The sequence below is a fragment of the Nonomuraea bangladeshensis genome (assembly GCF_039529455.1).
GTDB classification, from domain to species: Bacteria; Actinomycetota; Actinomycetes; order Streptosporangiales; family Streptosporangiaceae; genus Nonomuraea; species Nonomuraea bangladeshensis.
Window position 1 is genome coordinate 1 of record NZ_BAAAMV010000001.1, and the last position, 22656, is coordinate 22656.

Below are 22656 nucleotides of genomic sequence, written 5' to 3' on the forward strand. Positions count from 1 at the left end.
ATCGTGCCGGCGCCGCCGGAGTTGATGAACGTGCCGGGGTTCTCGTAGTCGATGAACTGCGAGGCCCACATCTGGTGCTGGCCGACGCCTGCCACGTAGTAGGCGTCAGGCCCGACGATCGCGCTCAAGCGCTCCATGACGTACTGAGGGGCCAGCGAGCCGTCCTCGAACGTCTCATAACCCAGCGGATAGGTCTCCTTGTAGCCGTTGAGCAGCCGCCACCACTCGTCATGGTCGCCCGCCTGGACGGCCGCGATGAGGTCGATCAGAACCTCCTTGCAGTCGCCCACGATCGGCACGTCGGCGTGGCGGTTCTTGGAGATCTCGGCCGGGTCGATGTCGGCGTGCACGACCTTCGCGTACGGCGCGAACGACGACAGGTCACCGGTGACCCGCTCGTCGAACCGCACGCCCAAGCCGATGATCAGATCGGACTGCTGCAGCGCGCCCACGGCCGCGACACTGCCGTGCATGCCGGGCATGCCCATGTGCTGCGGATGACCGTCGGGGAACGTGCCACGGGCCATCAGCGTGGTCACGACCGGGATGTTCGTCAGCTCGGCGAACCGCAGCAACTCGGCCGAGGCCCGCGCCTTGTGGACACCGCCGCCGACGTACAGGACCGGCCGCCGCGACTCGGCGATCAGCTTGGCCGCCTCGCGGATCTGCCTGATGTGCGGCTTGGTGACCGGCCGGTAGCCGGGCAACCGCATGACCGGCGGCCACGAGAAGACCGTCTCGGCCTGTAACGCGTCCTTGGTGATGTCCACCAGGACGGGGCCGGGGCGGCCGGTGGAGGCGATGTGGAACGCCTCCATGATCGTACGGGCGATGTCAGCAGGATCGGTCACCAGGAAGTTGTGCTTGGTGATCGGCAGCGTGATGCCGGAGATGTCGGCCTCCTGGAAGGAGTCCGTGCCGATCATCGGCGCGGCCACCTGCCCCGTGATCGCCACGATCGGCACCGAGTCCATGAAGGCGTCGGCGATCGGCGTCACCAGGTTCGTCGCGCCGGGGCCACTGGTCGCCATGCACACCCCGACCTTGCCGGTGGCCTGCGCGTATCCCTCGGCCGCGTGCCCGGCGCCCTGCTCGTGCCTGACGAGCACGTGCCGCACCTTGACCGAGTCGTAGAGGGGATCGTAGGCGGGCAGGATGTTGCCGCCGGGGATCCCGAACACGGTGTCCACTCCCATCTGTTCCAAAGCCCTGACCAGGGCCTGTGCACCTGTCATCCGTTCAGTCATCGACTCGTTCCTCAAGTGGCTGCTCGATCGCGGGCATAAAAAAAAAGCCCCATCCCACCGGAGCGGTGGGCCTGGGGCGGCGCGCAGGTCGTCGTGCTTCGCTATCGGCCTGTGCGCCGGCGAAGTACTACGAGGAGTTCACTGCGAAGCATGGCCCACACCATAGCCGCTCCGAACGCCTCAACGTCAACCGCGTCATGGCATAAGCACAGCTTGGGGGTCAACCACCCGCATCCACGTCGAGACGGCCGTCGAACCGGCAGCTTCGGCGAGAAGGCCAGGGTGTTGGTCCCGCCGATCGAGCAGCTGAAGCATCGGTTCTCCCCGGACCCCCACCAAGACAGTAGATATCACTCAGCGTGTTGACAAGGTACGAATCTGCAACCTTCATGGCCATATCGAGGAGGCGACGTTGAAGGCTGTCATGTCTTCGTAGCCGCAATGGTTCCGTTCATCCCCCGACAGGGAGAGCCCCGGTGACCTCACGTTCCTCTCGGCAGAGCCGAAGCATCCGCGTCCTGACGGCCCTCCTGGCCGTCGTCGCCCTCGTCATGGTCGTCCGTCCCGCCCAAGCAGCCGTGCCCACGCAGTGCCAGGGAAGCGAGACCGTCACGTACAGCCCGGGGGTCACCTTCACGCCGCAGAACATCGAGATCACGGTGAGCGGCCGGTTCAGCTCCTGTCTCGGCGGCACGGGCCAGGTGACAAGCGGGACGTACGGGGAGCAGTTCACCATCTTCGTCGGCTGCACCGACCTCTTCGACGGGTTCGAGGGGCAGCGGGTCGTCGAGTGGAACACCGGTGACAGCAGCGTCATCGAAGGCACCGGCAGCAGCACCGCCGCGGCCGGCCAGGTCGTCACCACCTTCACCGGCACCGTCGCGCAGGGCCGCTTCCAGGGCGCGTCCGCGGTGCAGACGGTCACGCTCGTGCAGCCGGGGTTGCTGCAGTGCCTCACCACCGGCTTCACCAGGGCGACCGGGCTGACGACGCTCACCATCGCCTGAGCCGCCATGCCCCGCCGGCTGTTCTCAGCCCTGCTCGTACCGGCGCATGTGCCGGTCGTACTCGGCGTGCGGCTCAATCCCCACCTCGGCGCGGCGCTCGTCAGGGTGCCCGGGATCCTCGACGGGGTGCGGGCCGAACCCGCCTTCGGCGGTCTGCCGGTACTGCGTGCCGTACACCTGAGGACGCCCCTCGCCCACGCGGACGCGGTCGACCAGGTACGCGAGGTGCCGCGGAGCCGCCTGCCCCCGGGCGACGGCGTCGCGCAGCAGCGGCAGGCAGCGGCGCTGGAAGTCGCGATCGTGGTCGGCGTGCTGAGCCAGCAGCCAGGCCGCCTGAGCGGCGTTGTCACCGACGAGGTCGTGTCCGGGCCAGCCGTGCTCGTCGGTGACCCGCTTGAGGAACGCGGTGCCGCGCCAGCAGCTCATCGCGTAATTCCGGATCGAGCACATCCTCTCCTCTCGGATCAGCCGCGTACGGTGGAGGCCCGCACGATCACCTCCGGCGCGAACAGCACCTGCCGATGCCGGTGCTGTTCGCCGATGTCGATCTCCTCAAGCAGGAGTTCGGCGGCCACCCGCCCCAGCTCCCGGCGCGGCTGCCGGATCGAGCTGAGCGGTACGGTGGCCGCCGCCGCGTAGTCGATGTCGTCGTAGCCGATGAGGGCGATGTCGTCCGGGACGCGCAGGCCGAGCGTGGACAGGCCCTGCATCATGCCGAGGGCGAGGGTGTCGTTGGCGCAGAACAGGGCGGTGGGCCGGGCGCGCCGGGGCAGGGCGGCCAGGTGTTCGGCGGCGTGCCGCCCCGAGGCGAAGCTGAGCGAGGGCACCTGTATCAGCTCCAGCGTCGCGCCGTCGCCGGCGTCCGCTACGGCCGCGGCGGCTCCCTTGCGCCGTCCGGTCACCTGGCTGCTGCCGCCGGGACCGCCGACGAAGGCGAGCTTCCGGTGTCCCTGCCCGAGCAGGTGCTCGGCGGCCATCCTGCCGCCCAGGTGGTCGTCCACCGCGGCCGCGCAGCGGTGCAGGTTGGCGGAGACGTGGGCGAGCAGCACCGCGGGGGTGCCGCGCTCGATGAGCTGGTCGAGCCGGTCGTTCTCCCCGTCCACGGGTGTGATCAGGATGCCCTGGACGCGTTGTTCCTCCAGATGGTCGAGGTAGCGGCGCTCGCGCGGGCCGTCGTGGTCGCTGTTGCACAGGGTGACCATCATGCCGTTGGCCTCGGCCACGGTCTGCACCCCTGCCGCGACGTCGGTGCAGAAGGGGTTGGTGACGTCGGGGACGACGAGCCCCATCGTCCGGGTGCGGCCGGAGCGCAGCGCGCGGGCGGACTCGTTGCGGACGAAGCCGAGCTCGTTCATGGCGCTGAGCACCCGCTGCCGGGTGGCCGGCGCGACCGCGTGCGGCCGGTTCAGCACGTTGCTGACCGTGCCGATCGACACGCTGGCCAGCTGTGCGACCTCCTTGATGCTCGCTATCGCCACGGCCCCTCACAGCTGCGCATCGGACAACACAGGATCTTGAGCGGCAGAAGCCTACTACACGCCTTGCCGATGCTTTGAAACGTAATAACGACCCCCAGCTCCCCGCAACATCTTCGTGACCTGGAAATCCTCCTGTAACCCTTGACGCACTCTTCACGGCAAACCTAGCCTCTCCTGCCAGGCGGTTTAAAACGTTTCATACCCCCAGCCGCCTGAGGAGGCACAGTGAACGGCTCTTGGAAGCGAGCCGGCCGCTTCGGCGCGGCCCTCGCCCTCGTCCTCGCCGGGGCTCTCGCCTGCGGCGACAACGCCACGAGCACCCCGGAACAGCCCGCGTCGGCCGGCACCGGGACGACCACCGCCACACCTCCCAGCCCCCCGGCCGGAGTGGTGGAGTTCCAGCAGGCGGAGCCGGGCAGCGGCAAGGGCATCACGATCGGCTTCACCCAGCTCTCGCTCGCCTCCGGGTTCCCCCAGGACGTGCAGAAGGGCGTCGAGGAGCAGGCGAAACGGGCCGGCGCGGAGCTGATCACCTGTGACTCCAAGATGGACGCGGCGAAGGCTCTGGACTGTGCCAACCTGTTCAAGACCCGCGGCGCCCAGGGTCTCATAACGTTTCAAGCGGACACCAACGCCGCTCCCCGCATCTGCGCCGCGGGACCGGCCGTGCCGGTGCTCGCGGTGGACATCTCGCAGAAGCCGTGCGAGACGTCGTTCGTCGGCGCCGCCAACGCCTACGCGGGCCAGCTGATCGGCTACGAGCTCGGCAAGCACTTCAAGGAGAAGTTCGACTGCAAGTACGACGCCTTCGTCTCGCTGGAGGCGCTGCAGGTCGGCGAGGTCAACGAGCAGCGCATGGGCGGCATCCGGCAGGGCTTCGCGAGCGTCTGCGGCGAGGTGCGGAACCTGCGCAAGCTGGACGCCGGCGGCGCGGGCGGTGACGTCGCGCAGAAGCTCATGACCGACACCCTCACGGCGCTGCCCGGCCAGCACCACATCATCCTGGTCGGCATCAACGAGGACGGCATCCTCGGCGCGCTGGCCGCGGCCCGCGCCCAGAACCGTACGAACGACCTCTACCTGGGCGTGCAGAACTTCAACCCCAAGAACTGCGTCATCTACCAGCACCCCAACTGGATCGGCAGCGTCGCCTACTTCCCCGAGCGTTACGGCGAGATCCTGGTCCCCAACCTGATCAAGGCCGTCAAGGGCGAGAAGCTCCCGGCGCAGCTCCTCGTCCCGCACCTGGTGATCAACAAGGCCAACGCCAAGCAGAACTACCCCGACTATGCCTGCTGAGCAGTCCCCCTTCCTGCGGGCGCGCGGCATCCGCAAGTCGTTCGGCGCGGTCGAGGTCCTGCACGGAGTGGACCTCGCCGTCGCCCCCGGCACGGTGCTGGCGCTGCTCGGCGAGAACGGCGCGGGCAAGTCCACTCTGGTGCGCATCCTCGCCGGCGACCTGCAGGCCGACGCCGGCGAGATCGCGCTGGACGGAACGCCCACCGGCATCAAGGACGTCGCGGCCGCCCGCGCCCTCGGCATCAAGCTCATCTACCAGGAGATCAGCGACGCTCCCCCGCTGAGCGTGGCGGAGAACATCGTCCTTGGCGCCTGGCCCGTCCGCCGCGGCCTCGTCAGGAGCCGCGAGAGCCGGGCCCGCGCCCGCGACGTGCTCGACATGCTGGGCGTGGACCTGCCGCTGGAGGCCGCCGTGGGCACCCTGCGGCTCGGCGAGCGGCAGCTCGTCGAGATCGCCCGCGCGCTCACCGGGCAGGGCCGCTGCCTGATCTTCGACGAGCCCACCGCGGCGCTGTCGGACGCCGAGACCGAGCGGCTGTTCGAGGTGATCGACGGGCTGCGCCGGCGCGGGGTCGCGATCATGTACATCACCCACCGGCTGGACGAGGTGTTCCGCATCGCCGACGAGGTGGCCGTGCTGCGCGACGGCCACATCACGCTGCACGAGCGGGTCGCCGACGTGGGCAAGGACCTGGTCATCGAGGCGATGGTCGGCCGCGCCGTGCAGCACCAGACCCGCGGCGAGGAGCGCGAGGCTCCCGCCGGTGAGCCTCTGGTGTCCCTGCGGGGCGCCGCGAGCGGTGGCGCGTACCAGGGCGTCGACCTCGCCGTACGCCCCGGAGAGATCGTCGCCCTGTACGGCAAGGTCGGCTCGGGCGCCTCGGAGGTGGCCGAGACCGTCTTCGGCATGCGGTCGCTGGAGGCGGGCACGCTGGACGTCGGCGGCCGTACCGTCCGCTTCCGCCACCCGGCCGACGCCATCGCCGCCGGCGTGGGCTGCCTGCCGGGCGACCGGCAACGGGAGGCGATGTTCCGCTCCCGCTCGGTGGCCGAGAACCTGGCCGCCCCGAGCTGGCGCGGCCTGGCCCGCGCGGGCTTCCTGAGCAGCGGCCGTGAGGCGTCGGCCTACCGGCGCTGGCACGACAAGCTGCGCATCCGCTCCACCAGCGACCCCGGCCAGCAGATCTGGACGCTGTCGGGCGGCAACCAGCAGAAGGTGGTGCTCGGCCGCTGGCTGGAGCACGGATCGAAGGTCATGGTCCTGGTCGAGCCGACCAGGGGCGTGGACGTGGGCGCCCGGCAGGAGATCTACCGGGCCGTGCGCGCCCTCGCCGAGCAGGGCAGCGCGGTGATGGTGGCGACCTCCGACTACGAGGACGTCGTCGAGCTGGCGGACCGCGCGGTCGTCATGGTACGCGGCAGAACCGTGGCCGAGTTCACCGGAGCCGCCATCGGGGTGGAGGCCCTGACCGGGGCGGCAGGAGGAGTGATCGATGAGTGAGACGCTGACCGCGCAGGCCCCGGCGCCGGAGGCGGCCCGGCCGAAGACCAGGCGGCGGGCGCCCGAGACGCTCGCGCTGCTGGTCTTCCTCGTGGCGGAGGTCATCTTCTTCTCCGTGAAGTCCCCCTATTTTCTGAACTGGGACAACTGGGGGAACATCCTGACCGCCGTGTCGATCACCGGCGTGCTCGCGATGGCCGGCACGCTGGTGATGGTCGGCGGCCAGTTCGACCTGTCGGTCGGGTCCGGCGTGGCGTTCGTCGGGATCGTGCTGGTGCAGGCCGCGCCGGTGCTCGGCATCTGGCCGGCACTGGGGCTGGCGGTGCTGGCCGGGCTCGGCATCGGGCTGCTCAACGGTTTCCTCGTCACCGTGGTCGGGGTCAACGCGCTGATCACGACGCTGGGCATGCTCGGCATCTTCCGCGGCCTCACGCTCGTCATCGGCAAGGGGCAGAGCATCTTCATCGAGGGCTTCGACTGGGCGACGGCGCGGCCCTTCCTCGGCATCCCGATGCCGGCCATCGTGCTGGTCGTGGTCGTCGCGGTGTTCTTCGTGCTCATGCGCTTCACCGTCTTCGGCCGCAAGGTCTACGCGATCGGCGCCAACCCGGTCGCGGCCCGGCTGGTGGGCATCCGCGTCAACCGGGTGCTGTTCGCCGGGTTCCTGCTGTCGGGGGCGTGCATGGCGCTGGCCGGGCTGATGGTCACCTCCCAGCTCGGCTCCAGCTCCGCCAACACCGGCGTGGGCCTGGAGCTGGCCGTGGTCACCGCGGTCATCCTGGGCGGCACCAGCCTGTCCGGCGGCACCGGCACCATCGGCGGCACGGTGGTGGGCCTGCTCATCGTGGGCGTGCTCAGCAACGGGCTGACGCTGCTGAACGTGGACTCGTCCTGGCAGCAGGTCGCGACCGGCGTGCTGCTCATCCTGGCCGTGGCCGTGGACCGCCTGCGCCAGACGTACATGAGGAGGAACGGCTGATGAGCTTCGGGGTACGGGTCGAGCGCGGGGTCGCCGTACCGATGCGCGACGGCACGGTGCTGCGTGCCGACGTGTGGCACCCGGCCGAGGGCGGGCCGTGGCCGACGCTGCTGCAGCGGCTGCCGTACGACAAGTCGTCGTCGTTCATGGCCCAGCACATCGTCGGGCTGGAACCGCTGCAGGCCGTCGAGGCCGGCTTCGCCGTCGTCGTCCAGGACACCCGGGGCCGCTACAGCTCGGGCGGCGGCTTCAACCCCTACCTCGACGAGACCGAGGACGGCCTGGACACCATCGCCTGGGTGCGCGCGCAGCCGTTCTCCGACGGCCAGGTCGGCATGTACGGCGCCTCCTACATCGGCGCCACCCAGCTCCTGGCCGCCCGCGCCGCGCCCGAGGGCCTGATCGCGATCGCCCCGCAGCTCACCGCCGCCGAGTACCACGACGTGTGGTCCTACTCCGGCGGCGCCCTCCAGCTCGGCTTCCTGCTGCTGTGGATCGCCGAGTCGCTGGCCCCGGTGGATCTGCTGCGCCGCCCGGCCGGCCCGGAACGCGACCGGGCGCAGGCCACGCTGCTGGAGATCCTGCGCGACCCGCACGCCGCCTACACCCGGCTGCCGCTGGACCGCGACGAGCTGGCCGAGCTGGCTCCGTACTATCGCGAGTGGCTCAGCCACCCCGACAGGGACGTGTTCTGGCAGCTCATCGCCCCGAGCGGCGCGCACGGGAGGATGAACGTGGCCGGGCTGCACATCGGCGGCTGGCACGACATCTTCCTGCCCGGCACCCTGCGCAACTACGCGGGCCTCCGCTCCCAGGCGCCGTCGGAGTGGGCCCGCCAGAACCAGCACCTCATCGTCGGCCCCTGGGCGCACGGCAACCTCGGCGACTACCAGGGCGACCTGTGGTACGGCTACGGCGGCGCCTCGGCCGCGCTCGACCTGACCGCCACGCACCTGGAGTTCTTCCGGGCCGCGGCCGAGGGCCGCCCGGCCGAGCTGCCGCCCGTGAAGATCTTCGTGATGGGCGCGAACGCGTGGCGCGAGGAGATGGAGTGGCCGCTGTCCCGCGCCAAGGACACCGCCTTCTACCTGCGCAGCGGCGGCGGCGCGAACTCGGCCGCCGGCGACGGCCGCCTCGACCGCGCCGCGCCGTCCCCGGACGAGCCCGCCGACCACTATCTCGCCGACCCGGCCGACCCGGTGCCGACGGCGGGCGGCGCGACGTTCCTGCCCGGCGTGCTGTTCGGCCGCAACTCCGGGCAGAAGGAGCAGTCGGCCGTCGAGCGGCGGCGGGACGTGCTCGTCTACACCAGCGCGCCGCTGGAGTCCGACCTGGAGGTGACCGGCGAGGTGGTGATCGAGTTGCACGCCGCCTCCAGCGCCGAGGACTGCGACTGGACCGCCCGCCTGGTGGACGTCCACCCCGACGGCACCGCCTACGGCGTGGTGGACGGCATTCTGCGCGCCCGCTACCGGCACGGCACCGACCGGCAGGTGCCGCTCACCCCCGGCGACCCCGAGCTCTTCCGCTTCCCGCTCGGCTCGACCAGCCAGGTCTTCAAGGCCGGTCACCGCATCCGGCTGCAGGTGGCCAGCTCCAACTTCCCCCGTTTCGACCGCAACCCCCAGCGGTGGACGCCGCCCGCGACCGCCCGCGAGGAGGACCTGCGCCCGGCCCGGCAGACCGTCTTCCACGACGGCCTGCGCGCCAGCCGCCTCATCCTGCCCGTCATCGAGTCCTGACGCCGGTCGAGCCGGTCACCTGCTCGGCCGCGCAGCAGCCCCCGGAAGAAGGCGTGCTCGGGGTTGTCACGGCCAGGCGCCCGGCGGCGGGGCCGCCTCCGGGACGCCGGGAGCGCGGCCGGCGCGGAGGGTCGTCAGGCGGTCGGCGCTCGGCCAGCGTACGCCGTGGGCCCAGCCCGCCCGCTCGAACCAGCGGATCAGCCGCGCGCTGGGGTCGAGCTGGCCCCTGAGCACGCCGTGCCGGGCACAGGTCGGCTCCACGTGGTGCCAGTTGTGCCAGCCCTCGCCGAGCGTCAGCATCGCCACCCACCACACGTTCGACGAACGGTCCCTGGTGCGGAACGGGCGGTCGCCGAAGGTGTGGGCGATCGAGTTGACCGACCAGGTGACGTGGTGCACCACGGCGTAGCGGATCAGGCCGCCCCACAGGAGCGCGCTCCACGCGCCCGCCCACGACATCGACCACAGCCCGCCGGCGGCGGCCGGGAGCGCGAACGACAGGAGGACGACCGCCGGGTAGGCGCCGTCGAAGCGCCGCACGTCCGGGTCGTTCAGCAGGTCGGGCACCCAGTGCCGGCGGCTGGAGCGGCGCTGGGCCGTGTAGAACCAGCCGATGTGGGCGTGCAGCATGCCGCGCAGCAGCGCGAGGCCGCTGTCGCCGTAGCGCCACGGCGAGTGCGGGTCGCCTTCGCGGTCGGCGTACTTGTGGTGGCGGCGGTGCTCGGCGGCCCACAGCGTGAGCGGGCCCTCGACGGCCATGCCGCCGGCCAGCATGAGCGCGATCCTGAGCGCCCGGTTGGCCTTGAAGGCGCGGTGGGTGAAGAGGCGGTGGTAGCCGATGGCGATCCCGAAGATGCTCACCAGGTACATCACGACCGCGATGACCAGGTCGCGAGGGCCGACGCCCCAGCCCCAGGCGGCCGGCACCGCGAGGGCCAGCAGCACCACGGGCAGGAGCACCAGGACGACCAGATAGGCGAGGCGGCGGCCGGTGGTGACCGTCACCGTCTCCGCCGTGGCCGGCCGCGGCATGGGTGAGGGCACGTTTCCTCCCGGGCGGTTCAGGACGAGCGGGCTCCTTATTCAACGGCGACGCCCATGGCGTGCGGCAATGCCCTGAGAGTAACGGGATGATTACCGTGAGGAACCAAAATCGTGGACTCGGCTGCCATGAAGAAAAGGGGTGATCTAGATTGTGATTGCACAACGTGATCATCACGGTACGCTCCGAAACCAGGCGGAAAGGTCCACGGAATGGGTTCTGTCGAGCAGGCGACCACGGGCGGCCATCTGGAGAGATACGAGGAGGCGCTGGCCAGGGACCCGATGGCCGCGTTCGGCCTGGTCCGGGAGTGGATGCGCACCGACTGGCGGAGCCTGTTCGCCGAGCTGCGCGAGCGGCGTCCCGTCTTCGTCACCCCCGCCTTCACGGTGGTGACCCGCTTCGCCGACGTCGTCGAGGTGCTCTCCCACGAGCAGGTCTTCTCGGTACGCGCCTTCGGCCCGCGCCTCGACGCCGCGCTGGGCGCCCCGTTCATGCTGGCCAGGGACGCCACGCCGATGAACTGGCGGGAGAAGGGCCTGATGCAGCTCATGCTCGACCCGCGGGACGCGGGCGACGTGCGCGAGCTGGCCGGCCGCCTCGCCGACGAGCTGCTCGACGCAGCCTGGCCGGACGGGCGGATCGAAGCGGTGCACGGGCTGTTCCGCCCCGTCGCCCTCGGCGTGTGCGCACGATACTTCGGCGTTCCCGGCCCCGATCCGCAGACCCTGGGCCGGTGGACGCGGGCCGTCGTCGCCGACGGCTTCGCCAACTTCCTCGGCGATCCCGACCTCCAGGCCGCGTCCGTCGCGGCGGGCGCCGAGCTGGTCGCCCATCTGCGTGACCGCCTCGCCGAGCAGCGGACCGCGCTGCGGGACGGACGTGACCTTCCCGACGACGTCTTCTCCCGCCTCGTCCGCTCCGCCCTGCCGCCCGGGGCCGGCGTGACCGACGACCGCATCGTGACCAACATGGCCGGGCTGCCGCTGGGCTTCGTGGAGAGCGCGCCGGGGGCCATGGTCGAGGCGGTCGAGCAGCTGCTGCTGCGCCCGTACGTGCTCGCCGAGGCCACGGCCGCCGCCGGGGACCCCGAGCGGTTCGATCCGTACGTCTGGGAGGCCCTGCGGTTCAGCCCGTTCTTCAAGCTGATCCCCCGGCTGTGCGAGCGCGACCACGTCCTGGCCGCCGGCACCCCGCGCAGCACGGTGATCCCCGCGGGCACGTTCGTGCTCGCGGCACCGGCCTCCGCCATGTTCGACGCGGACGTGGTGCCGGAGCCCGAGGAGTTCCGCCTCGACCGCCCGCGCCACCATCAGCTGTTCTTCGGCTCCGGGCATCACGCCTGTCTCGGCGTGCACGTGGCCCTGCCGGTGATCGCCGAGACCGTACGCCGGCTGCTGCTACGCCCCGGCATCCGTCCGGCGGGCCGCGTCGAACGGACGCTCGGGATCTTCCCCGACGCCTTCGAGCTCGGGCTCGGGGCCGAGGGGCGGGAAGACTGACGATGGCGCGCAGCCGAGCACGCAGCATCGCCACGGACGGCCTGGCCAACCGGCTCAGGTTCCTGGCCCTGACCAACGGCCGGCCGTTGTGGGAGCTCCTGCAGACCAGCCGGGGGCTCCGGAGCCGGATCAACGCCTCGCTGATCGACACCGCGGTCCGCGAGATGCCGCCGCGCCCCGAGCCGCTGAGCACGATGGCCGGCTACACCTCGTGGGCCTCGCTGACCGATCGCACCTACAGCGGCAGGCACCTGCCCCCGGTTCCCGGCCGCGAGGGGAACCGGCCCTCTCCCGAGATCGCGGGCGGCCTGTTCGCCCGTGGCGAGTCCATGATCCCCTGCCCGCGCTCGACGGTGCTCTTCGCGTACTTCGCCCAGTGGTTCACCGACGGTTTCCTGCGCGGCGACACCAACGTCCCGCGCGACCCGCGCAAGAACAGCTCCAACCACCACATCGACCTCAACCAGCTGTACGGGCTCAACGAGGCGGCGACGGCCGCGCTGCGCACGTTCGAGGGCGGGCTGCTCAAGAGCCAGCTGATCAACGGCGGCGAGTTCCCGCCCTACCTGTGCGAGAACGGCGCGATCAAGCCGGAGTTCGCCCCGCTGAGCGTCATCCGCTTCGACCGGCTCTCCGGCGCGCAGCGCGACACGCTGTTCGCCACCGGCAGCGACCGGGGCAACGGCCAGATCGGCTTCACCATGCTCACGGTGCTGTTCCTGCGCGAGCACAACCGGGTGGCGCGGCTGCTCGCCCGGGAACATCCGCGCTGGGACGACGAGCGGCTGTTCCAGACGGCCCGCAACATCCTCATCGTGCTGCTGATCAAACTGGTCGTCGAGGAGTACATCAACCACATCACTCCCTACCACTTCCGCTTCACCCTGGACCCGAAGCTGCCGGCGCGCCTGGACCGCTCGCCCTGGCACCGGCAGAACTGGGCCTCGGTGGAGTTCAACCTCGTCTACCGCTGGCACAGCCTGATCCCGTCCTACCTGGCGGTGGGCGGGCGCGAGCTGCCGATGGCCGAGACCTTCTTCGGCAGCGCGCTGATCCCCGGCCCCGGCCTCGGGCGGCTGTTCGAGGACGCCTCCTGCCAGCGGGCCGGCCGCATCGGCCTGTTCAACACCGACCCGGTCCTGCGCGAGATCGACGTGGCCAGCATCGCCGACTCCCGCGCGCTCGACCTGGCCCCGTACAACAGCTACCGCGAGCACTGCCGCTTCCCCCGCGTGCGGACGTTCGAGCAGATCTCCGGCGACCGGCGGGTCAGCGGCGCGCTGCGCGAGCTCTACCGCGGCGTGGACGACGTGGACCTGTACGTCGGGCTGTTCGCCGAGGAACCCGGCTCCCCCGCCGCGATCCTGCCCCCGCTGCTGACCAAGATCATCGCCATCGACGCCTTCTCCCAGGCGCTCACCAACCCGCTGCTGGCTCCCCGGATCTTCAACGCCGCCACGTTCTCCCCCACGGGCATGCGGGTCATCGCCGCCACGCGCACGCTGTCGGACGTGCTGCACCGCAACACGCCGGAGGACCCGGCCCCCCGCCTGGTCAGCATGTCCCGGCGGACCCGGCCGTGACCGGGCAGGACGCCAGGCGGTTGCGCGCCGCGGCCCGCGAGCTGGTCGACGTCGCGCTCACCATCCAGGACGCGGCGGCCCACGCCACCGCCGCGCTCACCGACGGCGCGCTGCTGCGCGCCCTGCCGCACGCGCCCTCGGCGGCCCGGCCCGCCTACCGCGCGCTGCTGCGGGCCACGACGAACGGCCAGGGCCTCGGGTGCGCGTTCGCCGGCGGCGGCCGGCTGTCCACCGCGGCCGCCAAGGCCGGCGCGATGCTGGGGGCCGAGAGCCTGGCCGTACGCGTGCTGGCCACGTCGCTGCGGCTGCGCGTGGCCGCCGTGGCGCTCGCCCACCCCGAGCTGACCGCCGACCCCATGATCGCCCGGCTCATCGACGCGGCCGCCGCCGACCGGGACCTGGAAGCCGTCCGGGCCCTGCGCGCCCTGCTCAAGGACCGTGGCGCGGTGCGCGCGCTCAGCCAGCTCGCCCCGGTCTTCGGCGAGGTCCTCGCGCTGCGCGCGCTGCTGGACGAGAACCCGCTCAACGACGCCGCCGCCTGGCTCATCGCGACCGGCAAGGGCTTCGCCACCGCCGATCCGATCACGGGGATGAGCAACCGGGCCATCGCGGTCCTCGACACCGGCGAAGGGGCCGCGCGCCGGATCGAGCTGACCTCGGCCGAGTCGGCCCGGCTGTGCGCGCGGGGGTCGCTGCTCGGCTTCCTCGGCAACATCAGCGTGCTCGGCACCAACGGGCGGGCCCTCATCCAGAGCGTCGAAGGGCCCGACGGGGTGATCCGGCACGTCCTCCAGGCGCCCGGCATGCGCGTGGGACATCCCGACGGCGAGTCGCCCCAGGACCTGCTGGGCGCGTTCAGCAGCGCCGTCCTGGCCGGCAGCCCCTACAGCCGCGCCCTGGCCGAGGCCGTCGCCGACTACGGGCTGCCCGCGGGCGCGGAGCTGGCGCTCGTCGGGCACAGCGCGGGCGGGGCGGCGATCATGAACCTGGCGCAGGACCCCGGCTTCTGCGCCCGTCACACCGTCACCCACGCCGTCGCCGTCGGCTCGCCCGTCGACTTCAAGCGCCCCGCCGACCCGCGCACCTGGGTGGCCAGCGTCACCAACCAGCACGACATCATCCCCACCCTCGACGGGCAGGGCGCCGGCACCTGCTTCGACCTGCACCCCGACTGGTACGTCGTCGACTACGGCGACGCCACCCACCTGTTCCCGCTCTGCCACGGCATCGACCACTACCGCGCCAACCTCGCCGACGACCTGCCCGAGGCTCGCGAGCACATCGACGAGCGGCTCACGCCGTTCCGGGGGCGGGTCGTGCGGTCCCAGGCTTACCTGCTGTTCGACCGCGCGCCCGATCCTGAGGGGTTCCCCTTCCTGACCGTGCCCACCCGCGCCGTGGACGGTCCCGAAGGGGCCGTCGAGCTGCCGATCAGGTGCCGTGACGGCGACGCGCTCACGGCGTACTTCGCCGCGCACCCGGCCGTGGCGGCCGGGCTGCTGGAGGGCGCCGGGCTCGGGCCCGCCGTACGGGTGGCGGGCCGCGCGCTGGTCGCCGTGCACGCCGCCGCGAACCGGCACACCACGGCGGGCGGCTACGCGGAGCTGCAGGTCGGCGTCGTCGTGCCCGGCCCGTTCCGCCGTTCCCCGGCCGGTTTCGACCTGCTGCGGGCGGCGGACCTGCGCCGCTCCGGCAGCTTCCTCGTCGGCTCCGCCGTCGACACCCCGGTCGTCCACGCCCTCGGTCCCCGGCTATGGGGCGGCGAGACGTACCTGACGCCCCTGGAGCTCCGGCTCGGCGCCCGGGCCGCCCACGTCACGGCCGATGCGATCCTCACCCTGCGCGGGCGGCTCGGGCCCGGACTGCCACTGAACGATCCCGGCCTGGTCGGCTACGCCCGCGAGGCCGGCGCCGTACTGCGGTCCTGCGTACGGACCCGCGGCCGGGCCCGGCTGCACGCGGCGCCGTCGCTGCGGCTGGCCGTCGCGCCGCGCTCGGCACACCCGCTGGCCGACCGGCTCCGCGAGCTGGGGCTCGACGGCGCCCGCCCGCTGCTGTGCCTGTCCGCCACCACTCGCCAGGCGCTCCGGGACGCCGCCGTCCCGGTGCCGCCGCGCTGACGGAGGAGCCATGTCCGCCGAGATCGCCGCGCACGCCGAAGTCCTGCGTGCGGACGCCCGCGCCCTCGCCGCCTGCGCCGAACGCCTGCGCGCGATCGAGGCGGGGCTGCGGGCCGCCGGCGTGGCGCCGGACTGGCTGCACGCGTCGGTGACCGCCCACCTCGCGGCCTGCGCGGCCGCCGCCGCCGACCTGGAGACCGCCGCGGAGCACCTGCGCCGCTACGCGAGCGCCTGACCCCGTCCAGCTATTCGGTGTTGCTAGGTACTGGTAGTCAGTGTTACTTTGTACCAGTAGTCAGCAATACCGAGTAGCCGGAAGGAGGTGTTCCGTGGGCAAGCTCGTGACGGAGATGCTCAAGGGAACGCTGGAGGGCATCGTCCTGGCGATCCTGGGCCGCCGCCCCGCCTACGGCTACGAGATCACGGCCTGGCTGCGCGACCAGGGCTTCTCCGACATCGCCGAGGGCACCATCTACGCCCTGCTGGTCCGCGTCGAGCAGCGCGGCCTGGTCGACGTACGGAAGGTCCCGTCGGAGAAGGGGCCGCCGCGCAAGGTCTACTCCCTCAACGCCCAGGGACGGGAGTACCTGGAGGAGTTCTGGCAGACCTGGAGCTTCCTCGCCGGACGGCTCGAACAACTTCACAAGGAAGGCCCGCAGACATGACCGCGGAACCCGGCGAGCCCAAGAGCCGCTACCTGCACTACCTGGAGATCCTCACCGGATCGCTGGAGGAGAAGAAGCGCTGGCGGCAGTACAAGGCGCGGGTCAAGCAGCTGCCCGACAACTACCGCGTCGCGGTCGAGGCCCTGGAGCGCTATCTGATGCACTTCGGACCGGCCGACGGGGCCGGCGCGATGACGATGTACGAGGACGCGGCCGACCTGTTCGAGCAGGGCGCGGCCGACGGCACTCCGATCCGCGACCTCTTCGGGGACGACCCCGTCGAGTTCGCCGAGGCGTTCATGGCCAACTACCCCCTCGGCCAGTACAGGAGACGCGAGCGCGAGCGCTTCACCAGCGCCGTCGACCGCGCCGCAGAACAGGACAGGACACAATGATGACCACCCGGCAACCCCCCGCCATCCAGGTGCACGGCCTGGAGAAGTCCTACAAGGACCTGCACGTGCTGCGCGGCGTCGACTTCGACGTGGCGCGGGGCAGCATCTTCGCCCTGCTCGGCTCCAACGGGGCGGGCAAGACCACCGCCGTGAAGATCCTGTCCACGCTGCTCAAGCCCGACGCCGGCACCGCCCGCGTCAACGGCTTCGACGTGGTCGCCCAGGCCGCCGACGTGCGCGAGTCGATCAGCCTCACCGGGCAGTTCGCCGCCGTGGACGAGATCCTCAGCGGGCGGGAGAACCTCGTGCTGGTCGCCCGCCTGCGGCATCTCAAGGACCCGGGCGGGATCGCCGACGAGCTGCTCCGCCGGTTCTCGCTGACGGAGGCGGGCGGGCGGAGGGTGGCGACGTACTCCGGCGGCATGCGCCGCCGCCTCGACATCGCGATGAGCCTGATCGGCGACCCGCCCGTCATCTTCCTCGACGAGCCCACCACGGGTCTCGACCCGCAGGCCCGCATCGAGGTCTGGCAGGCCGTCAAGGACCTGGCCGCGGGCGGCACCACGGTGCTGCTGACCACGCAGTACCTCGACGAGGCCGAACAGCTCGCCGACCGGATCGCGATCCTGCACGAGGGCCGCATCATCGTCAACGGCACCCTCGACGAGCTCAAGCGGCTGCTGCCGCCCGCCAAGGTCGAATACGTCGAGAAGCAGCCGACCCTTGAGGACGTCTTCCTCTCCCTCGTCGGCACGAAGGCATAAGGAGCCACGATGGCCAGGCATTTCTTCGGCGACACCACCGTCCTGCTGGGGCGGTCCCTGCGCCACATCACGCGCAGCCCCGACACCATCATCACCACCGCGATCATGCCGGTCGCCATGATGCTGATGTTCGTCTACGTGTTCGGCGGCGCGATCAGCACGGGGTCGGGCACCCCGTACGTGAACTACATGCTGCCCGGCATCCTGCTCATCACGGTCGCCTCCGGCATCGCCTACACCGCGTACCGGCTGTTCATGGACCTGCGGGGCGGCATCTTCGAGCGCTTCCAGTCCATGCCGACCGCGCGCTCGTCGGTGCTGTGGGCGCACGTGCTGACCTCGCTGGTCGCCAACCTGGTCTCGCTCGTGGTCGTGATGCTCGTGGCCCTGCTCATGGGCTTCCGCTCGGGGGCGGGAGTGCTCGCGTGGCTGGCGGTGGCGGGCATCCTGACGCTGTTCACCCTGGCGCTGACCTGGATCGCCGTCATCCCCGGCCTCACCGCCAAGTCCCTGGAGGGCGCGAGCGCGTTCTCCTACCCGCTCATCTTCCTGCCCTTCCTCAGCTCGGCCTTCGTGCCCACCGGCACCATGCCCGGCCCGCTGCGCGTCTTCGCCGAGAACCAGCCGGTGACCTCGATCGTCAACGCCATCCGCGCCCTGTTCGCCGGGCAGCCGGTGGGCGACGACATCTGGGTCGCGCTGGCCTGGTGCGTCGGCATCCTCGCCGTCGCGTACGGCTTCGCCATGAGGACCTACCGCCGCAGGATCGCCTGAGACGTCCGTCGACGCAGGACCCGCATGCCCTCAGACGCGACATATCTCGAACGAGGAGAGATCATGGCCGACTTCCCCCACACCCTCGCCGCGATGCCCACCGCGCGCCGGCCCGGCTGCCCCTTCGACCCGCCCGAGGAGCTGATCGAGGCCCGCGCGCGGAGCCCGATCAGCCGCTTCCCCTTCCCGGACGGGCACCAGGGCTGGCTGGTCACCGGCTACGACCTGACCCGCGCGATCCTGGCCGACCCCCGGTTCAGCTCCCGCAGGGAGCTCATGAAACACCACCCGACCATCGACTTCGGCGACATCGAGGTCCCCCCGGCCCCACCCGGCGAGTTCCTGCTCATGGACGAGCCGCAGCACAGCCGCTACCGCAAGCCCCTGGTCGGCAAGTTCACCGTCCGCCGGATGCGGCTGCTGACCGAGCGCGTCGAGCAGATCACCGCCGAGCACCTGGACGCCATGGAGCAGGCCGGACCGACGGCCGACCTGGTGACCGCCTTCGCCAAGCCCATCCCCGCCGTCGTCATCTGCGAGCTGCTCGGCGTGCCGTACGAGGACCGGGCCTTCTTCCAGGAGAACGTCGACAAGTTCCTCGGCGGCGAGGCCAGTGACGAGGAGGTGATGGCCGCCTACCTCGCCACTCAGCGGTATCTCGCCGAGCTGGTGGCCGCCAAGCGCGCCGACCCGACCGACGACGTCCTCAGCGACCTGCTCGACAGCGACCTGACCGACGAGGAGCTGCAGGGCATGGCCCTGATCCTGCTGTCGGCCGGGTTCGACACCACCGCCAACATGCTGGCACTGGGCACCTTCGCCCTGCTCCAGAACCCCGACCAGCTCGCCGCCCTCCGCGACGACCCCGCCCTCACCGACCAGGCCGTCGAAGAACTGCTGCGCTACCTGTCCGTCGCCAAGCAGTTCTTCCGGGTCGCCCTGGAAGACGTCGAGCTGGCCGGCCAGACCATCGAGGCGGGCACGATGGTCATCCTGTCCCTCAACACCGCCAACCGCGACCCCGAGCGCTTCCCCGACCCCCACGCCCTCGACCTGCGCCGGCGGGACGGCGGCCACCTGGCCTTCAGCCACGGCGTCCACCAGTGCCTGGGCCAGCAGCTGGCCCGCGTCGAGATGCGCGTCGCCTTCCCCGCGCTGTTCGACCGCTTCCCCACGCTCCGCCTGGCCGTGCCGGCCGAGGAGGTGCCCCTGCGCCCGGAGGTCGCGGACATCTACGGGGTCAAGAGCCTCCCGGTCACCTGGGACGCGGCCACGGTACCCCCGGGGGTATAGTGGGCGTATGGAGCTGAACGAGAGCACGGTGGGCGACGCGCTGACCCGCCTCAAGCGGGCGCACGGCCAGCTGGCCGGGGTCATCGCGATGATCGAGGCGGGCGAGGACTGCACGAAGGTCCTCACCCAGCTCGCGGCCGTCTCCAAAGCGCTCGACCGGGCCGGCTTCAAGATCGTCGCCACCGGCCTGAGGCACTGCCAGGACAGCGAGCGGCGCGGCGACGAGCCGCCCATGAGCGTCGCGGAGCTGGAGAAGCTCTTCCTGGCGCTCGCCTGACACCCCGCGGCCACGGGAACTCCGTGGCCGCGTCCTTTTGACCTTCATATACCCCGGGGGGTATTTCAGACCATGGACGTCCTGTCGTTCCGTACGCCCGGTCTGGGCGACCAGACCTACCTGCTGATCCACGACGGCCGAGGGGTGCTCGTCGATCCGCAGCGCGACATCGGCCGCTTCCTCGACGCCGCCGCCGAGCGGGACGTCGAGCTGCGGTTCGTGCTGGAGACCCACCTGCACAACGACTACGTCTCCGGCGCCGGGCAGGCCGCCGAGCGCACCGGAGCCGAGCTGGTGATGCCCGCCGCCGCGGCCCCCGCCTACCCGCACACGCCCGCCTTCCACCTGGAGGACCTCGACGGCGGCGGCGGCCTGACCGTACGGCCCGTGCACACGCCCGGCCACACCCCGGAGCACACCAGCTACCTGGTGCTCATCGACGGCGCGCCGGTCGCGCTGTTCTCCGGCGGCAGCCTGCTGGTCGCCTCGGCCGGACGGCCCGACCTGCTCGGGCCCGAGCGCGCCCGTTCCCTGGCCCGCCTGCAGCACCTCTCGCTGCGCCGGCTGGCCGCGCTGCCGCCCGGCACCGCCCTCTACCCCACCCACGGCCAAGGCTCCTTCTGCACGGCGACCGGCGCGGGCCGCCTGGCCTCCACCATCGGTACGGAGCTGACGGACAACCCGCTGCTGGCCATCGACGATCAGGAGGAGTTCGCCGACGCCCTGCTGGCCGATCCGATGCCCGTCCCGGCCTTCTACCGGCACATGGGCCCGGCCAACACGCTCGGCGTCCCGCCCATGCCGCCCATCGGCGTGCCCGAGCTCAGCGAGCCCGCCGGCCGGGTCGTGGACCTCCGCCCGCGTCACGTCCAGGCCGAGGGCATGCTGCCCGGCTCGTACGGCATCGAGATGGACGACGACTTCGGCAGCTGGACCGGCTGGCTGCTCCCCCGCGGCGAGCCGATCACGCTGGTCGCCGAGCCCGGCCAGGAGATCGCCGAGGCCATCACCCAGCTCGCCCGGATCGGCGTCGACACCGTCCAGGGCGTCGTACGGGATCTGGGCGAGAGCGCCACACAGACCTACCGGCTCGTGGACCTCGACGCCTTCGTCCGGCTCCTGCGCCGGCCGGACGCCCAGTTCCTGGACGTGCGGATGCCCAGCGAGTGGGAGCAGGCACGACTGCCGGGCGCGGTCGAGCGTTTCCTGCCCGACCTGTTCACCCGGGGCGTCCCCGCCGCGCTCGACCAGGAGCGGCCGGTGCTCGTCGCCTGCGCCTCCGGCCGCCGCGCCGCCATCGCCGCCGCGTACCTCGCCGGCGAGGGCTACCGGCCGGTCGCGCTCACGGGAGCGGGCGTCGCCGACGCCCTTGAGAAGATCAAATAGGAGAGAACACCGATGTCCTCTATTGACGCCGCCGCCGCTCGCGCGCTGATCGCGGCCGACCCTGACGTCCTCGTCGTGGACGTGCGCACCCCGGCCGAGTACGGCACGGCGCACATCGACGGCGCCGTCAACCTGCCGCTCGACCAGGTCGACGCGCATCTGCGGCGGATCGTCGCCGGCGCGGGCGGCCGGCTGCTGCTCGTCTGCCAGTCCGGCCGGCGCGCCGAACGTGCCCGCGCGACGCTCAGCGACGCCGGGCTGCCCGGCGCCGTGGTCCTGGACGGCGGCATGAACGCCTGGATCGCCTCCGGCTTGCCCGTCAACCGGGGCCGGGCCCGCTGGCCCCTGGAGCGCCAGGTCCGGCTCGTCGCCGGGAGCATCGTGCTCGCCTCGGTCGTGGCGAGCCTCTGGATCCCGGCCATGGTGCTGGTGGCCGGGTTCATCGGGGCGGGTCTGACGTTCGCGGCGGTCACCGACACCTGCGCCATGGGACTGCTGCTGGCCAGGCTGCCCTACAACCGGGCCGGCGGGGTGGACGTCGACGCCGTGCTCAGCCGTCTGGGCGCCTCTCGGGCGGGCGGTTGAGTGCTCGCCCGCCGCGACCGGGCGGGTCACCTGGTGCAGCACGCCCTGGCTGATATTTGCCGGTATCTTCCTGTGACGTCTTGGTGCACCCTGAGATCAGGAGCACTCACGGGGAAAGAGATGATCGCCATGCTCCCGGTCCGCCCCCTCATCGCCACCGCGATGGTCGCCGCCTCCACGGGTCTGCTTGCCGCGCCCGCGCAGGCCGTCCAGCGGCCGGCAGCCACACCCGTCCTGGTGGGCGTCCGCGCCTCACACCACGACGGCGTGGATCGGCTGGTCTTCGAGTTCCGGGGCCGCGTGCCCGCCCAGCGTGACATCCGGTACGTGTCCGAGCTGATCGCCGACGGATCCGGGAAGCCCGTGACCGCCGCGGGAAACGCGCTGCTGCAGATCCGCTTCGGTCAGGCCGCCGGCCACGACCGGCGCGGCGACGTGACGTACGGGCCGGTGCGCCGGACGTACGCGCTGCCCGGCGTCGTCCAGGTGGTCAACACCGGCGACTTCGAGGCGACGCTCACCTTCGGGGCCGGGCTGGCCAGGCGCGTGCCCTTCCGGGTCCACACGCTGACCGGGCCGAGCCGCGTCGTCATCGACCTCGCGACCCCCTACCGTACGGTGCCGGTCCGCGCCTACTTCATGAAAGCCGGCCGCCACGCCACGGCCGTGTCACGTCCGGTCGCCGCGCCCGCCACCGCGTACGGCGCACTGCAACGGCTGTTCGCCGGCCCGACGCAGGCGGAGAAGGCGCAGGGGCTGCGTTTCGTCAGCTCCGAGGCAACCGGCTTCAGCAAGCTCACCATCAGGAACGGCATCGCGCGGGTCTACCTGACGGGCCGGGTCACCGGCGGCGGAGCGGCGTTCACGGTGGCCGACCAGATCAGGCCGACGCTCAAGCAGTTCCCGTCCGTCACGTGGGTGAAGATCTACGACGCGACGGGCACGACGCAGCAGCCGGACGGCCCGACGGACTCCGTCCCGCAGTCCCTGGAGCCGTGACCGGGCGGACCCCGGCCC

22 protein-coding genes are annotated in these 22656 nt (G+C 71.7%); 18 read left to right on the plus strand and 4 right to left on the minus strand.

The window, feature by feature from the left end:
* On the minus strand, positions 1-1247 hold a 1247-nt coding region (gene ilvB / locus ABD292_RS00005), incomplete at its 3' end, for a biosynthetic-type acetolactate synthase large subunit (RefSeq protein WP_344204036.1).
* 476 nt (positions 1248-1723) lie between these two features.
* Here ilvB and ABD292_RS00010 point away from each other — a divergent pair.
* Positions 1724-2254, plus strand: coding sequence for a hypothetical protein (locus tag ABD292_RS00010; protein WP_344204039.1), 531 nt, complete (start codon positions 1724-1726; stop codon positions 2252-2254).
* Positions 2255-2278: 24 nt separating this feature from the next.
* Here the strand turns inward: ABD292_RS00010 and ABD292_RS00015 are convergent, their stop codons facing one another.
* Positions 2279-2704 carry a DUF6624 domain-containing protein gene (locus tag ABD292_RS00015; RefSeq protein WP_344204041.1) on the minus strand — a complete coding sequence of 142 codons (426 nt, stop codon included), beginning with the start codon at positions 2702-2704 and terminating at the stop codon, positions 2279-2281.
* Positions 2705-2718: 14 nt separating this feature from the next.
* Entirely contained in the window at positions 2719-3732 is a 1014-nt protein-coding gene (locus ABD292_RS00020; RefSeq protein WP_344204043.1) for a LacI family DNA-binding transcriptional regulator, read from the minus strand.
* Between the two features lie 225 nt (positions 3733-3957).
* On the opposite strand from ABD292_RS00020, the gene ABD292_RS00025 reads away from it, so the two are divergent.
* The 4 genes from ABD292_RS00025 to ABD292_RS00040 are packed head-to-tail and all read left to right on the plus strand — an operon-like array spanning position 3958 to position 9253.
* Entirely contained in the window at positions 3958-5031 is a 1074-nt protein-coding gene (locus ABD292_RS00025) for a sugar ABC transporter substrate-binding protein (RefSeq protein WP_344204046.1), read from the plus strand.
* Positions 5021-6532, plus strand: coding sequence for a sugar ABC transporter ATP-binding protein (locus ABD292_RS00030; protein WP_344204048.1), 1512 nt, complete (start codon positions 5021-5023; stop codon positions 6530-6532). Before ABD292_RS00025 ends, ABD292_RS00030 begins: the two co-directional genes overlap by 11 nt.
* On the plus strand, positions 6525-7511 hold the full coding sequence (locus ABD292_RS00035; protein ID WP_344204050.1) for an ABC transporter permease: 987 nt from the start codon (positions 6525-6527) through the stop codon (positions 7509-7511). The genes ABD292_RS00030 and ABD292_RS00035 overlap by 8 nt, the downstream gene beginning before the upstream one ends.
* Positions 7511-9253, plus strand: coding sequence for a CocE/NonD family hydrolase (locus ABD292_RS00040; RefSeq protein WP_344204051.1), 1743 nt, complete (start codon positions 7511-7513; stop codon positions 9251-9253). Before ABD292_RS00035 ends, ABD292_RS00040 begins: the two co-directional genes overlap by 1 nt.
* Positions 9254-9319: 66 nt before the next feature.
* Here the strand turns inward: ABD292_RS00040 and ABD292_RS00045 are convergent, their stop codons facing one another.
* Positions 9320-10285 carry an acyl-CoA desaturase gene (locus tag ABD292_RS00045; RefSeq protein ID WP_425564985.1) on the minus strand — a complete coding sequence of 322 codons (966 nt, stop codon included), beginning with the start codon at positions 10283-10285 and terminating at the stop codon, positions 9320-9322.
* A gap of 222 nt (positions 10286-10507) precedes the next feature.
* Between ABD292_RS00045 and ABD292_RS00050 the strand changes: the two genes are divergently transcribed.
* The 13 genes from ABD292_RS00050 (at position 10508) to ABD292_RS00110 (ending at position 22638) form a co-directional block, all read left to right on the plus strand.
* A complete protein-coding gene (locus ABD292_RS00050; protein ID WP_344204055.1) occupies positions 10508-11797 on the plus strand; it encodes a cytochrome P450 in 1290 nt (429 codons plus the stop codon).
* Between the two features lie 2 nt (positions 11798-11799).
* A complete protein-coding gene (locus tag ABD292_RS00055) occupies positions 11800-13380 on the plus strand; it encodes a peroxidase family protein (protein ID WP_344204058.1) in 1581 nt (526 codons plus the stop codon).
* A complete protein-coding gene (locus ABD292_RS00060) occupies positions 13377-15500 on the plus strand; it encodes a hypothetical protein (protein WP_344204060.1) in 2124 nt (707 codons plus the stop codon). The genes ABD292_RS00055 and ABD292_RS00060 overlap by 4 nt, the downstream gene beginning before the upstream one ends.
* Positions 15501-15510: 10 nt before the next feature.
* The gene (locus ABD292_RS00065) at positions 15511-15735 is read left to right on the plus strand and encodes a hypothetical protein (protein ID WP_344204062.1); all 225 of its coding nucleotides are present in this window, start codon (positions 15511-15513) and stop codon (positions 15733-15735) included.
* A gap of 94 nt (positions 15736-15829) precedes the next feature.
* Positions 15830-16165, plus strand: a complete 336-nt coding sequence (locus ABD292_RS00070; RefSeq protein WP_344204064.1) for a PadR family transcriptional regulator — start codon at positions 15830-15832, stop codon at positions 16163-16165.
* Positions 16162-16560 (plus strand): DUF1048 domain-containing protein, encoded by a 399-nt coding sequence (locus ABD292_RS00075; RefSeq protein WP_344204066.1) that lies wholly within the window; start codon positions 16162-16164, stop codon positions 16558-16560. The genes ABD292_RS00070 and ABD292_RS00075 overlap by 4 nt, the downstream gene beginning before the upstream one ends.
* Positions 16557-17324 carry an ABC transporter ATP-binding protein gene (locus ABD292_RS00080; RefSeq protein WP_344204068.1) on the plus strand — a complete coding sequence of 256 codons (768 nt, stop codon included), beginning with the start codon at positions 16557-16559 and terminating at the stop codon, positions 17322-17324. Before ABD292_RS00075 ends, ABD292_RS00080 begins: the two co-directional genes overlap by 4 nt.
* A 9-nt stretch (positions 17325-17333) precedes the next feature.
* Entirely contained in the window at positions 17334-18098 is a 765-nt protein-coding gene (locus ABD292_RS00085; RefSeq protein ID WP_344204070.1) for an ABC transporter permease, read from the plus strand.
* A gap of 63 nt (positions 18099-18161) precedes the next feature.
* A complete protein-coding gene (locus tag ABD292_RS00090) occupies positions 18162-19391 on the plus strand; it encodes a cytochrome P450 (protein WP_344204072.1) in 1230 nt (409 codons plus the stop codon).
* 7 nt (positions 19392-19398) lie between these two features.
* Positions 19399-19668, plus strand: a complete 270-nt coding sequence (locus ABD292_RS00095; RefSeq protein ID WP_344204074.1) for a metal-sensitive transcriptional regulator — start codon at positions 19399-19401, stop codon at positions 19666-19668.
* A gap of 72 nt (positions 19669-19740) precedes the next feature.
* Positions 19741-21054, plus strand: a complete 1314-nt coding sequence (locus ABD292_RS00100) for an MBL fold metallo-hydrolase (protein WP_344204076.1) — start codon at positions 19741-19743, stop codon at positions 21052-21054.
* 12 nt (positions 21055-21066) lie between these two features.
* Positions 21067-21639 carry a rhodanese-like domain-containing protein gene (locus ABD292_RS00105; protein ID WP_344204078.1) on the plus strand — a complete coding sequence of 191 codons (573 nt, stop codon included), beginning with the start codon at positions 21067-21069 and terminating at the stop codon, positions 21637-21639.
* Between the two features lie 120 nt (positions 21640-21759).
* Entirely contained in the window at positions 21760-22638 is an 879-nt protein-coding gene (locus tag ABD292_RS00110) for an AMIN-like domain-containing (lipo)protein (protein WP_344204080.1), read from the plus strand.
* The last annotated feature ends 18 nt before the right edge of the window (positions 22639-22656 follow it).